Here is a 13,793-nt window from a genome sequence, read left to right as displayed (position 1 = left end):
CCAAGCTCAGCGAATTAACTGCAGCCCACGTTAAATCTGCGCAGGTGTCGGAGCGGTGAAAGGAATGTGAAAAAATTGCAAGGTGGACGGGTAATTTGTCGGTTACCGGGAATTGTTATCTTTTGCTCTTGCGGGGAATGCCAACGGGAAACGGAAGGGGCATAGGGGATGGGATTAACGACGAACTTGCCGCCGTTAATCCGCAGAGAGGAAACCCGTTCAGGGCGAAGGGCAACTTGCCTGTGGTCTGGCGGCAGCCTGGCTGATCAGCGCGGCCAGGCGTTTGACGTTGTTTTGCTGGGCAAGCACCAGGTCATCGATGCTCGCACCCGATGGCGTTTGCAAGGTGCTGCGGCAAATCACCCGTGCCGTGTCGCCTTCGTCGGCACTGCGCAGACGCCATTTCACATCCATCAACGCGTATTGACCGGGGACCGAGTCAAAACGCTGCACATCGACCCGCACCGAATATTTGCCTTGTGCAGGACTGTTGCTCAATTGATCGGCCAGCGCACTGCGCAATTCGTCCACGAGAGTCGCGCCCCACCATTGGGTTTCCAGGATCGCCAGGCCACTGTTGCCCTCGCGAATGACGATCTGCGCACGATCGACCTGGGGCGGCACGCTGATCGTCTCGATCTGAATCGCCCCGACGCTGGCCCTCGAGTGATCGCCCACCTGGGCCGGGGTCAGGGTGTGGAAGTGAATCGGGTCACTGCGGCAAGCGGCGAGCAGCAACAACGCGGTGGCCAGTGTGAACTTCAGCGGAAAAGCCATGGGTGATGCTCCTGTGTTCAATTGCGCGGTGGCCCTTGCAGATCCATGGGGGCGGCATTGTTCGGACGGCCGCGAAGCAGCGATTCCGGATGCCGTCCCAGGTAATCCGAAAGATCACGCAAGGATCTCGACGTGCGTCCCAGTTCATCCAGCGTCTGCCCCAGTTTTTCCCGTTGCGGCGAGTCCTCGGCCAAGGTCGAACTGGCGGATTGCAAGGTCGAATTGGCCGTTTCCAGCGTCTTGCTGACGTCCGCCAAGGTGGTCTGCACGCCAGGCAAGATCTTGCCGTTGAATTGCATCATGCCTTTGCGCAGTTCGACGAGATTGCCATCGAGATTGCCGGCGATTCGCTCGATCGGCAGTTTGTTGATCTTGTCGACCATGGATTCGAGTTTTTCCTGCAATTGCTCGAGGCTGCCGGGAAGGGTTGGAATCATGACCGGGCGTGCATTTGCATCGAAGGCGACTTTGTCGGCCTTGGGGTAGAAGTCCAGGGAGATGTACAACTGACCGGTCAGGAAATTGCCGGTGCGAGCCTGGGCACGCAGGCCGTTTTCGATAAAGGTGCCGATCAGACGTACACTCCCTGCTTCGTCATTGGGATCATGATTGAGCGCCTTGAGCATTTTGAGGTGGGCCTGGCCCAGGCGTTGCGGGTAAATCACGATGCCGACGTTGACCGGAAAGGAACGTTTTTTCTCGTCGAAATCCAGATTGACCGCCACCACCTTGCCGATTTCCACACCGAGGAATTCCACCGGAGCATCGACCTTGAGCCCGCGCATTGCCTGGTCGAAACGCATGGCCAGATACTGCGGCTTGCCGTTTGGCGGGGCGAGGGCGGTTTGCTGGTCTTCGAACAGTTCGTAGGCGTACTCGGCAGCGGCAGGTTTATCGTCAGGGCTGTAGTCGGGCGCGCGGAAGGCAATACCGCCCACCAGCAAGGAAGACAACGATTCGGTCTTGACCGCAAAACCGTTGGCGCCGACGCTCACGTCAATGCCGCTGGCGTTCCAGAAACGGGTGTTTTCGGTGACGTACTTGTCATTGGGTGCATGGATGAACAGCTCAATGTTCACGCCTTTGCCATCCGGGTCCAGCGCGTAGGCCACCACCTGACCCACCGGGATCTTGCGGTAGTAGACCGGAGAGCCGATATCCAGCGACCCCAGATCCTGTGTGAACAGGGTGAAACGCTTGCCCGGCTCGCCGTAGGTGATGGGCGGCGGACTCTCCAGCCCCATGAAGTTTTTTGCCCGGCCGTTGGCCTGGCCGATATCGGCACCGATGTAATCGCCCGACAGCAGCGTATCGATGCCGGACACACCGCCAGCGCCAATGCGCGGCCGCACGACCCAGAACTGCGAGTCTTCACGGGTAAAGCTTTCGGCCTGCTTTTCCAGTTTGACGGTGGCGTTGACGTTCTTCTGGTCAGCGCTCAGTTCCACATCGGAGACATGACCAATCACGACATTGCGGTATTTGACCTCGGTTTTATTCGCGGTCAGGCCGTCCCCGGTCTTGAACGTGACAACGATGGTCGGGCCTTGCTGCAGAATGCTGTGAACCACCAGCGAAATACCCACCAGCACCGCGACGATCGGTACGATCCAGACCAGCGAAACGCTGAAACGGCGGGTCTTGATCGGCGCCGGCCCGGGGGCTTGTGGCCCGTCAGTGGCTTGTGACTTCATCCGTGACCTCCTCATCGTGTGGGTTTTCCCGTTCTTTATCCCAGATCATGCGTGGATCGAAACTCATGGCCGACAGCATGGTGAACACCACCACCAGACCAAAAAACAGAATGCCCGGGCGCGGTTCGATGTCAGCCAGGGCCTGGAATTTCACCAGCGAGGCCACCAGGGCGACCACGATCACATCGAGCATCGACCAGTAACCGATGACCTCGACGAAGCGGTACAGCGTCGACCGCTCTTTACGTGCCCACTCGCTGTCGCGTTGCACGGTGACCAGCAGCAGCGTGATGGCGACGAACTTGATGCCAGGCACCGCGATACTGGCAATGAAAATGATCAGGGCGATGTCCCAGGCACCGGCTTCCCAGAACTCCAGCACGCCGCTCATGATCGTGCTGTCGGCGCCATGGCCGACCATTTTGGTGTTCATCACTGGCAACAGGTTGGCCGGGATGTAAAACACCAGGGACGCGATCATGTAGGCCCAGGTGCGGGTCAGTGAGTTGGTTTTGCGCCGGTGCAGCGGTGCACCGCAACGCTCGCATTCGTGGGGCTCGAAGGTCATGTCGCAGGCGAGCCCGCAGGTGTGACACAGGCACAGGTTGAGCTCGTCGGCGTAAGGAGGCGTGCTCATACAATGTCCCATAGTTCGCGGATGTCGCGCCCGGCGATGCGGATCATCATCAGGCTCAGCGCAGCCAGGGCAAACAACCCGATACCGGGCAGCACATCGAGCAGACCGGCGAGCTTGATCACCGCGACCATGGCGCCCAGCAGGCAGACTTCGAGCATGCTCCAGGGCCTCAGGGTTTCCAGCCAGCGCATGCAGAAATTGAATCCGGGCGAGCGTTGCCGGGCGAGGGCGAAGCCCAGCACCCAGATCAGCAGCAACAACTGGAAAATCGGCGCGATGATCATGGCGATTGCCGCCACCATGGCGATGAACGTGATAGGCCCCAGACTCAGGGCCAGCACCGAGTCCCAGAGCGTTGCGCTGTTCTTCACGCCCTTGAGGTTGATGCTCATCACCGGATAGAAGTTGGCGAATATCCAGAGCATCAACGCGGTGAAGGTCAACGCAAGACGCTGTTCCACCGTGAGACCGTTATAGCGCTGGAGCACGCCGCCACAGCGCGTACACAGGGTTTTCTGATGTTTGGCGAGCGTGACTTTCTGGTAAACGCTGTCGCAGTGCTCGCAGATGATCAGTTGATCAGTAGATGCCATGGGGCAAGCTCGACAGAAGGCAGGAAGTTCAGAGCACCCCCTCAATATAGAAGTGACTTGCGATTGAGCAAATCGAAAGTCGAAACCTTAACACTATCCGCCGCCCGGGGATGACTCGACCCAAGGTATTTCATGGGGGAAACGAGTGACGAACGACTTTGAATTTTTCTGCCTGCAATGCGCGTTTTGAAAATAACCGAACTAGGCTGATTCGGGTGCCTTGAGTAGCAACAGGCTTTTCATTTTTTTGGCAGTTGAGCGCTTGGAACTAATCAGAGGGCATGGTTTGGGGGTAACTCACCAGGGTCCGGTCACGGATTACTTGAAAACAGGTAGCCGGCCACAAGGATCCGTCCCGATAAAGGAAGGTCGCCATGAAAAGACTCTCGCATCGCTCAAGGTTCTACATTGCAGGTTCATTACTGATAGCGCTTAACGGTATGGCCCAGGCTGCACAAACAGAAAAGCCCAATATCCTGTTCATCGTGTCCGACGACACCGGTTACGGTGATCTGGGGCCCTATGGAGGCGGTGTCGGCCGCGGCATGCCGACACCCAGCATCGATGAACTGGCCGCTGAAGGCACAACCTTTTACTCGTTCTACGCGCAACCGAGCTGCACGCCAGGGCGAGCCGCCATGCAGACCGGGCGCATCCCCAATCGCAGCGGCATGACCACCGTGGCCTTCCAGGGCCAGGGCGGCGGTTTGCCAGCCGCTGAGTGGACGCTGGCCTCGGTGCTCAAGACGGGCGGCTACGAGACCTATTTCACCGGCAAGTGGCACTTGGGTGAAGCGGACTATGCGCTGCCCAATGCCCAGGGCTATGACGTGATGAAGTACGTCGGCCTCTATCACCTCAACGCCTACACCTACGCCGACCCGACCTGGTTCCCTGACATGGACCCGGAAACCCGGGCGATGTTTGCCAAGGTGACCAAGGGCGCACTCTCGGGCAAGGCCGGAGAAAAGGCCGTTGAAGAGTTCAAGATCAACGGCCAGTATGTTGATACTCCAGTTATCGATGGCAAACCCGGTGTAGTCGGAATTCCCTACTTTGACGGTTATGTTGAAAAGGCCGCGCTGGAATTCCTCGACACCGCCGCCAAATCCGACAAGCCGTTTTTCATCAACGTCAACTTCATGAAAGTGCACCAGCCGAACCTGCCGGCACCGGAGTTCGTCCACAAGTCGATTTCCAAGTCCAAGTACGCCGACTCGGTGGTCGAACTGGATACGCGCATCGGCCATATCATGGACAAGCTCAAAGCGCTGGGCCTGGATAAGAACACGCTGGTGGTTTACACCACCGACAACGGCGCCTGGCAGGACGTTTACCCGGATGCCGGTTACACGCCTTTCCGTGGCACCAAGGGTACCGTGCGCGAGGGCGGCAACCGGGTCCCTGCAATCATGACCTGGCCTGGAAAAATCAAGCCCAATGCCAAAAATCACGACATTCTCGGTGGGCTCGACTTGATGGCGACCTTCGCCTCGGTGGCCGGCATCAAATTGCCGGAGAAGGATCGCGAAGGCCAGCCAATCTATTTCGACAGCTACGACATGACCCCGGTGATAACCGGCACTGGCCCCGACCCACGTAAAGAGTGGTTCTACTTCACCGAAAACGAGTTGTCGCCGGGGGCCGCCCGTGTAGGCAACTACAAGGCCGTGTTCAACCTGCGTGGCGACAATGGTGCGCTGACCGGCGGCCTGGCCGTGGACTCCAATCTGGGCTGGAAAGGTGAGTCGAAGTACGTGGCGGTCGTACCACAAGTCTTTGACTTGCTGCAAGATCCCCAGGAGCGCTACGACATCTTCATGAGTAACATCACCGAGCGCACCTGGACCATGGTGCCGATCAGTCAGGCGATCAACAAGCTGATGCAGACCTACATCAAATACCCGCCACGCAAGCTGCAAAGCATGGGCTACGACGGGCCGATCGAATTGTCCAAGTACCAGAAATTCCAGTCGATACGGGAAGAATTGCAGAAGGAGGGCGTCACTATCCCGATGCCAAACTAGCCCTGCTGCGGCGGTCTTGTTCAAGACTGTTGCATTCCTGTCAGCCAGTGGTGAGGGGAGCCCCCTCACCACAGCGGGTCAGATGTTTACCCGGTCAACCCAGCACTTCCCGCATCCGATACCAGAACATGCCAAGGGCCAGCAACGGTGAACGCAGGGCGCGTCCTCCGGGGAAGGTCATGTGCGGCACTGCGCTGAACACGTCGAAGCCTTTGCTGTGTCCGGCATGGATCGCTTCGCCCAACAACTTCGCGCACCAGTGAGTCACGTTCAGGCCGTGGCCGGAGTAGCCTTGGGCATAGAACACGTTCGGGTGCTGGCTCAAGCGCCCGACCTGCGGGAAGCGGTTGGCCGAGATGCCGATCTTGCCGCCCCACTGGAAGTCGATGCGCACATTGACCAGTTGCGGGAACACCTTGAGCATTTGCGGGCGCATGTAGGCGCTGATGTCCGAAGGATCACGCCCGGAATAATGGCACGCGCCGCCGAACAGCAAACGCCGGTCAGCCGAGAGCCGGTAGTAATCCAGTCCGACCTTCTGGTCGCACAGCGCGAGGTTGTGCGGGATCAGTTTTGCAGCGACCTCTTCCGACAACGGCTCGGTGGCGATGATGTAGCTGCCCGCCGGGAGCACCTTGCCGCTGAGCTTCGGTTCAAGCTCTTCCAGGTGCGCGTTGCAGGCCAGCACCAACGTGCCGGCGCGCACCGTGCCACCGGCGCAACGGACCTGCACCGTGCTGCCGTGGATCAACTCCAGCACCGGACTCTGCTCGAAGATCTGCACGCCAAGGGACTCGGCGACCTTCGCTTCACCGAGCGCCAGGTTCAGCGGATGCAAATGCCCCGAGCCCATGTCCACCAGGCCACCGGCATACACACCGGAGTTCACCACCTGCTCACGGATCTGCTCTGGCGCGACCAGTCGGGTTTCAAAGGCATAACCGGACTCGATCAGTTCTGCCTGCTCGGTCTTGAACGCGTTGAACTGGGCCGGCGTGTTGGCCAGTTCACAGAAGCCCCAGCGCAGGTCGCAATCGATGCCGTGTTCGCGGATGCGATTGGCCACGACTTGCACCGATTCGGTCCCGGCATGTTCCAGGTATTGCACGCCATCGGCGCCGATGTGCCTGGCAAAACCGCTGACGTCATGACCGATGCCGCGAATCAACTGGCCGCCGTTGCGCCCGCTGGCGCCCCAGCCTATCCGCCGGGCCTCCAGCAGGACCACCGAGAGCCCGCGCTGGGCCAGTTCGATGGCGGTGTTGATGCCGGTGAACCCCGCGCCGACCACGCAGACATCGGCCTCAAGGTCCGAGGTCAGCGCGGGATGCTGCCGCATGCCCCTGGCGGACGCAGCGTACCAGGAGAGGGTGTGTTCCTTGGTGTACTGATTCATTTGTTGGACTTCACTTTGCTCCACGAGCGGGTCATCAGGCGCATGATCGACTGCGGCGGCGTGGTGGAGATGTAGAGTTTGTCGAGGACTTCCTGGGACGGATAAACCTCGGGATTGCCGACCAGCTCAGGGTCCATGTACTGCTTGGCTGCCGGGTTCGGGTTGGCGTACCCGACCGAAGTGCTGACCTTGGCAATCACTTGCGGGTCCAGCAGGTAGTTGATGAAGGCGTAGGCTTCTTTCGGATTGCTGGCGTCGGCGGGGGTGGCCAGCAAGTCGAACCACAGGTTGGCGCCTTCCTTGGGAATGGCGTAGGCGATGTTCACGCCGTTCTTGGCTTCCCTGGCGCGGTTGGCGGCCTGGAACACGTCACCCGAGTAACCGAACGCCACGCAGATGTCGCCGTTGGCCAGGTCCGATACGTACTTGGAGGAGTGGAAGTAGGTGATGTAGGGACGGATCTGCAGCAGCTTGGCTTCGGCCTTTTTGAAGTCCTCGGGGTTTTCGCTGCGCGGGTCCATGCCCATGTAGTTGAGCATCGCGGGAAACACTTCGTCCGCCGAGTCCATCATCGACACGCCACAGGCGCTCAGCTTCTTGATGTTTTCCGGCTCGAACAGCACGGCCCAGGAATCGATGTGATCGATGCCCAGCACCTGCTTGACCTTGTCGACGTTATAACCGATGCCGTTGGTGCCCCACAGGTACGGCACCGAGTGCGCGTTACCCGGATCGTTTTTCTCCAGCAGCGCCAGCAGTTTCGGGTCGAGGTTCTTGAAGTTCGGCAGCTGCTCGCGATCGAGCTTGAGGAACGCGCCGGCCTTCACCTGGCGGGCGAGAAAGTGGTTGGACGGCACCACCACGTCATACCCGGTACGACCGGCAAGCAGCTTGCCTTCCAGGGTTTCGTTGGAATCGAATACGTCGTAGATCACCTTGATCCCGGTCTTGGCCTGGAAGTCGGCGAGGGTGGTTTCGCCGATGTAGTCGGTCCAGTTGTAGACGCTGACCTGGGGTTGGGCCTGGGCAACGGCGCTGAACAGGACCGCCAGCGCGACCGGGACCACGGATTTCAAAAGACGCATATCGATACCTCTTGGAATTATTGGATGCTTCAGGTGGTTTTTTAGTGTTCTGGCGGCCGCCATCGCGAGCAGGCTCGCTCCCACATTTGAAATGCATTCCCCTGTAGGAGCGAGCCTGCTCGCGATGAGGTCGTCACGGACAACGAAGATCTCAGACGCTGAGCATCAGGAACTCACGCTCCCACGAACTGATCACCCGTTTGAAGTTCTCGTGCTCGGCGCGTTTGACCGCGACATAGCCCCGTACGAACTTGCTGCCCAGGTAGCGGCTGATGGTGTCGCATTCTTCCATCTGGGTCAGGGCGTCCTCGATGGTGATCGGCAGGCGCAGGTTGCGACGCTCATAGGCGCGGCCCTGTACCGCGGCGCTCGGTTCGATGCGCTCGACCATGCCCAGGTAACCGCACAGCAAGCTGGCGGCGATGGCCAGGTACGGGTTGGCGTCAGCGCCCGGCAGACGGTTCTCGACGCGCATGGCATCCGGGCTTGAGGTCGGCACGCGCAGGCCGACGGTGCGGTTTTCTTCGCCCCATTCGACGTTCACCGGTGCCGAGGTGTCCGGCAGGAAGCGGCGGAACGAGTTGACGTTCGGCGCGAACATCGGCAGCACTTTCGGGATGTACTTCTGCAAGCCACCGATGTGATGCAGGAACAGCTCGCTCATGTTGCCATCGGCATCGGCAAAGATCGGCTGGCCGGTGGCAATGTCCACCACACTCTGGTGAAGGTGCATGGCGCTGCCAGGTTCATCGCCGACCGGCTTGGCCATGAAGGTTGCCGCCACGTTGTGCTTGAGCGCGGCTTCACGCATGGTGCGTTTGAATACGGTGATCTGGTCGGCCAGGTCCAGTGCGTTGCCATGACGGAAGTTGATTTCCATCTGCGCCGGGCCGTCTTCATGGATCAGCGTGTCGAGGTCCAGGCCCTGCAATTCACACCAGTCATAGACGTCTTCGAACAGCGGATCGAATTCGTTGGCCGCGTCGATGGAGAACGACTGGCGACCGCTTTCGGCGCGGCCCGAACGGCCCATCGGCGCCTTGAGCGGCAAGTCCGGGTCTTCGCAGCGCTGGGTCAGGTAGAACTCCATTTCCGGCGCGACAATCGGCCGCCAGCCCTTGTCGGTGTACAACTGCAGGACTTTCTTCAGCACGTTGCGCGGCGACAGTTCGATCGGGTTGCCGAACTTGTCGAAGGTGTCGTGGATCACGATGGCGGTCGGCTCGATGGCCCATGGCACCACGTAAACGGCGTCGGCGTCCGGCTTGCAGACCATGTCGATATCGGCCGGGTCGAGCAGGTCGTAGTAGATGTCGTCGTCGACAAAGTCCCCGGTTACCGTTTGCAACAGCACACTTTCCGGCAGGCGCATGCCTCGCTCATGCAGGAACTTGTTGGTGGGTGCGATTTTGCCGCGTGCAATGCCGGTCAGATCGCTGACGACGCACTCGACTTCGGTAATCTTGTGATCTTTCAGCCAAGTGAACAGCTGATCGAAAGGGACATTCATAAAGACCTCGTTATTGGTTTTATTAACGCCAGGGGAGGCCGGTTTCATCCGCCGGACACTTCCCCTGTAGCGCGTTGACGTCTATCTTGGGCGAGCCTTGCGGTTCCATCTATCCACTTTAAGCAGCACAAAGCGCACCAAAAGAGTGCGTAAGGTCGCCCCATGACAGGTTGCAATTCCCTCCAGGTCCAAGCGTTCAACACCGCCGATGTCGCCGAGCAAATCCGCGCCACACCGGGCTGGGTCCAGCATTACCAACAGATGTCGCCGGGGCATTTCGCGGGTAGGGTGCGCTATCTGGATCTGCAGGGCGTGGAGATTTACGAAGAGTCGATGAACACCCGGGTCGAGCAGAATTTCAGCGCACCCCAGGGTTCGTTGTCGTTCTGTTTCGATCGCGGCGACAACGCGCTGTACGTGTTGAATGGTGAAAGCCGCAACATCTGGATCACCCCGGAGAACTACCAGGAAATCGCCGTGGTGTTCGGGCCGGAGTTCGTAAAGCGCCACAGCCTGGACATCGCTCGGCTCGAAGGGTTGTTCCTGGCGCCGCTCAACTCCCGGCAGAATGCGTTGTTCTGCCGTTGGCTCAGCGGGACGTTGACGCGGTTGTCGCAGACCTTCGATCCACCGAGCCGCGAAGCGCTGACCCAGCAACTGCTGGAAGATTGTCTATTCATTCTCGATAACGCCTGCGTCGGTCTCGACCAGGGCGCCTTGCAGCGTCGGGCCGGGGAGCGGGCGATCATGAAGCGGGTCGGGGAATGGGCGGCGGACACCCCGGAAGAACACCTCAACCTGCTGGAGTTGTCCCAGGTTGCCGGGGTTTCACTGCGCCAGTTGCAGCATGCGTTCAAGACTTACACCGGCATGGCGCCGACCCAATGGCTGCGCCTGCGCCGACTCAACAGCGCCCGCCGCGAATTGCTCAGCCGCACGCCGACGCAAGCCACCGTGGCCGAGGTGGCCATGCACTGGTCGTTCTGGCATCTGGGGCGGTTTTCCAGCAGCTACCGCGCGTTGTTCAACGAGCTGCCGAGTGACACCCTCAAGCGTGCGAGTACCACTCAGGCAAGCGGTCGCAGCCGACGTTAGAACGTCGGTGGTGTAATCACCCAGATCACCACCGCATCGACATCGCCGGGATTGCCGTAGCGGTGCGGTTCCTGGCTGGAAAAGCTGAAGCTGTCGCCTTCGTTGAGCTGGAAATGGCGTTCGCCGACCCACAACTCGAAACTCCCCGAGAGCAAGTAACCGGCTTCTTCACCGTCGTGGCTGTAGCTTTGCTGGCTGTAGGTGCCGGGCGGGAAACGCGAGTGGAGCATTTCCAGTTGGCGGTTGGCTTGCGGGGTCAGCAACTGATCGACGATGCCGTCTTCGTAATGCACGTTCAGGCGGCTGTTCTTGCGCACCACCACACCATCGTCTTCGGGCGCGGTGACCGCTTCACTGGCGAAGAACCACTGGATAGTGACGCCCAGACTGCGGGCAATGTTGAACAGCGCCGGGATCGACGGGTAGGCAAGGTTGCGCTCCAGCTGGCTGATGTAGCCGGCGGTGAGTTCGCTCTGTTGCGCCAGTTCCGCCAGGGTCATGCCCCGGCGCTTGCGCAGGCCGCGAATGCGCGTGCCGAGGAAATGCGGCTCGGCGCTGCCGGTTGCGGGCTGTGATTTGCTGTTGTTGCTCATGGAAAATTCCGAACCGGGAGGAGGATCGCATCCCCTGTAGGAGTGAGCCTGCTAGCGATGCGGTGGGTCAGCCAACATTGATGTTGAATGTACTGACGCTATCGCGAGCAGGCTCACTCCTACAGGGGCGGTGTGAGCCGTTAAAGCCCCGGAGTATAAACAGCCTTAAAGCTCCCACGCGACTTTCAGTCCTTCATAGATCGCTTCTTCGGCGGTGCGCGGCGCCAGGCAGTCGCCGATGCGGCGGAACTCCACCAGCCCTTGCAGTTCAGCACCCAGGGTATCGACCGGTTGATGGCCCTGGCACAGCACCAGGGTGTCGATGTTCTCCATCAGCATCGGCTCACCGCTGGCGGTGTGTTGCAGGTACACCGTGTTGTCGTCGCAGCCATACAACCGCGCGTACGGCGTGATCGGTACCCCGAGTTTATGCAGCTCCCCGGCCAGTTGATCGCGCACGTACAGCGGCAAGTTTTCCCCGCAATGGGTGCCGTTGACCGCCAGTTGCACCTGGTGCCCGGCGCGAACCAGACGTTCGGCGATGCCGGGGCCGATCCAGTCGCAACGCCAGTCGACCACCACCACTGAACGGCCGATCTGGACTTCATCGCGCAACACCTGCCAGGCGTCCACCACCTGCAATTCACCGCCACGCTCGAAGGGCGGCCAGTAGGGCTCGGCACCGGTAGCGACGATCACCATGTCCGGTTTTTCCTGCTCCACCAGTGCCCGGTCGACTCGGGTATTGCGCACCACGCGCACACCGGCCAGTTGCATTTCCCGTTGCAGGTTGGTGCTCGCACCGCCGAATTCGCTGCGTCGTGGCAACAGTTGCGCGAGCAACACCTGACCACCCAATTGCGAACTGGCTTCGTACAGCGTCACCTCATGGCCACGCTGGGCCGCGACGGTGGCGGCTTTCATCCCGGCCGGACCGCCGCCGGCAATCATGATGCGTTTGCGCTGTGGCGCTTGTCGGCGTTCGCCGAAGATCAGTTCGCGCCCGGTTTCCGGGTGCTGGATGCAGGAAATCGGCAAGCCCTTGTGGAAGTGGCCGATGCACGCCTGGTTGCAGGCAATGCACGCCCGCACGTCTTCGACGCGGCCGGTGTCGGTCTTGTTGGGCATTTGTGGATCACAAATCAGCGCCCGGGTCATGCCGCACACATCGGCCTGGCCGCGAGCCAGAATCAGCTCGGCTTCCTGGGGCTGGTTGATGCGCCCGGTGACGAACAGCGGAATGTTCAAATTCGCCTTGAACGTCCCGGCTTCTCTGGTCAGGTACGCCGCTTCGATCGCCATGGGTGGCACGATGTGCACCGCGCCGCCAAGGGATGCCGAAGTGCCGGCGACGATATGCACGTAATCAAGCTGCGTTTGCAGTGACTGCACGGCGGCCAGGGATTCGTCTTCGGTCAGTCCTTCCGGGTCGCGCTCGTCGGCGGAAATGCGCAGGCCGACGATGAACTGCTCGTCGGTCGCCGCACGCACCGCGGCGATCACTTCACGGAGAAAACGCAATCGCTGTTCCAGCTCACCGTTGTAACCATCGGTACGCCGGTTGACCCGCGGATTGATGAACTGCGCCGGCAGGTAACCGTGGCTGGCCACGACTTCGACGCCATCGATGCCTGCCTGATGCAGGCGCCGGGCGGCAGCGGCGTAACCGGCGACGATCTCATCGATCATGGCCTGGTCCAGCGCGCGGGGCATCACCCGGAAGCGTTCGTTGGGCACCGACGAGGCGGAGTAGGCCACCGCCAGCAGGCCATCGCTGGACTCCATGATCTCCCGGCCCGGATGGAACACCTGGGACAACACCAGGGTGCCGTGGGCATGGCAGGTTTGCGCCAGTTTGCGGTAGCCCTCGATGCACGCATCGTCGGTGGCCATCAGCACGTGGGAGGTGTAGCGCGCACTGTCATGCACCCCGGCCACCTGCAGCACGATCAGCCCGGCACCGCCTTCGGCACGCGCCCGGTGATAGGCGATCAATTGCTCGTTGACCAGGTTGTCGGTGGGCATCGAGGTGTCATGCCCGCTGGACATGATGCGGTTCTTCAGGCGCTTGCCACGGATCTCCAGGGGTTCGAACAGGTGCGCGAAGGCGGGTGTCGAGGTCGGCATGGGGCGGGTACTCCTGGCAGGCTGACCTTTGTAGGAGCGAGCCTGCTCGCGATGGACTTGAGGGCGATGCGTTCATCCAGACAACACGCGTCATCGTTAACGTCCATCGCGAGCAGGCTCGCTCCTACAGAGGAATCAGGTTTTCGGTTGTTATTATTGGCCTATAGAAATTTACCTTAAGTAAAAAATCAACTTGTTTTTTTACTGTGCCTTGCAGTAGTTTCGTCTCGAGCCCGCTCCCGGGCCGAACCTCACAACA

At 60.3% G+C, this 13,793-nt stretch carries 11 protein-coding genes; 2 read left to right on the top strand and 9 right to left on the bottom strand.

Annotated features, from left to right (window positions below; genetic code table 11):
• Positions 1-219: 219 nt before the first annotated feature.
• The 4 genes from AC1DU9_RS15210 to AC1DU9_RS15195 are packed head-to-tail and all read right to left on the bottom strand — an operon-like array spanning position 220 to position 3,701.
• Entirely contained in the window at positions 220-777 is a 558-nt protein-coding gene (locus tag AC1DU9_RS15210; RefSeq protein WP_223460758.1) for a PqiC family protein, read from the bottom strand.
• Between the two features lie 17 nt (positions 778-794).
• A complete protein-coding gene (locus tag AC1DU9_RS15205; RefSeq protein WP_223460756.1) occupies positions 795-2,471 on the bottom strand; it encodes a PqiB family protein in 1,677 nt (558 codons plus the stop codon).
• The gene (locus tag AC1DU9_RS15200; RefSeq protein ID WP_223460754.1) at positions 2,452-3,108 is read right to left on the bottom strand and encodes a paraquat-inducible protein A; all 657 of its coding nucleotides are present in this window, start codon (positions 3,106-3,108) and stop codon (positions 2,452-2,454) included. Before AC1DU9_RS15200 ends, AC1DU9_RS15205 begins: the two co-directional genes overlap by 20 nt.
• Entirely contained in the window at positions 3,105-3,701 is a 597-nt protein-coding gene (locus AC1DU9_RS15195) for a paraquat-inducible protein A (protein WP_223460752.1), read from the bottom strand. Before AC1DU9_RS15195 ends, AC1DU9_RS15200 begins: the two co-directional genes overlap by 4 nt.
• Before the next feature lie 374 nt (positions 3,702-4,075).
• On the opposite strand from AC1DU9_RS15195, the gene AC1DU9_RS15190 reads away from it, so the two are divergent.
• The gene (locus AC1DU9_RS15190; protein ID WP_477810426.1) at positions 4,076-5,728 is read left to right on the top strand and encodes an arylsulfatase; all 1,653 of its coding nucleotides are present in this window, start codon (positions 4,076-4,078) and stop codon (positions 5,726-5,728) included.
• Between the two features lie 94 nt (positions 5,729-5,822).
• Here the strand turns inward: AC1DU9_RS15190 and AC1DU9_RS15185 are convergent, their stop codons facing one another.
• The 3 genes from AC1DU9_RS15185 to AC1DU9_RS15175 form a co-directional block, all read right to left on the bottom strand.
• Positions 5,823-7,124, bottom strand: a complete 1,302-nt coding sequence (locus AC1DU9_RS15185; protein ID WP_477810425.1) for an NAD(P)/FAD-dependent oxidoreductase — start codon at positions 7,122-7,124, stop codon at positions 5,823-5,825.
• A complete protein-coding gene (locus AC1DU9_RS15180; protein WP_477810424.1) occupies positions 7,121-8,209 on the bottom strand; it encodes a polyamine ABC transporter substrate-binding protein in 1,089 nt (362 codons plus the stop codon). Before AC1DU9_RS15180 ends, AC1DU9_RS15185 begins: the two co-directional genes overlap by 4 nt.
• Positions 8,210-8,360: 151 nt before the next feature.
• The gene (locus AC1DU9_RS15175; RefSeq protein ID WP_090455086.1) at positions 8,361-9,719 is read right to left on the bottom strand and encodes a glutamine synthetase family protein; all 1,359 of its coding nucleotides are present in this window, start codon (positions 9,717-9,719) and stop codon (positions 8,361-8,363) included.
• A 162-nt stretch (positions 9,720-9,881) separates the two neighbouring features.
• On the opposite strand from AC1DU9_RS15175, the gene AC1DU9_RS15170 reads away from it, so the two are divergent.
• Positions 9,882-10,814, top strand: a complete 933-nt coding sequence (locus AC1DU9_RS15170; RefSeq protein WP_223460744.1) for a helix-turn-helix domain-containing protein — start codon at positions 9,882-9,884, stop codon at positions 10,812-10,814.
• Here the strand turns inward: AC1DU9_RS15170 and AC1DU9_RS15165 are convergent.
• Together AC1DU9_RS15165 and AC1DU9_RS15160 are read right to left on the bottom strand one after the other, a co-directional pair.
• Positions 10,811-11,407, bottom strand: a complete 597-nt coding sequence (locus AC1DU9_RS15165) for a cupin domain-containing protein (protein WP_223460742.1) — start codon at positions 11,405-11,407, stop codon at positions 10,811-10,813. The genes AC1DU9_RS15170 and AC1DU9_RS15165 overlap by 4 nt on opposite strands.
• Before the next feature lie 165 nt (positions 11,408-11,572).
• Positions 11,573-13,534 (bottom strand): oxidoreductase, encoded by a 1,962-nt coding sequence (locus AC1DU9_RS15160; protein WP_223460740.1) that lies wholly within the window; start codon positions 13,532-13,534, stop codon positions 11,573-11,575.
• Positions 13,535-13,793: the final 259 nt, after the last annotated feature.

The sequence above is a fragment of the Pseudomonas sp. P4_C1 genome (assembly GCF_056402155.1).
This window is presented reverse-complemented; position numbering and strand designations above follow the sequence as displayed.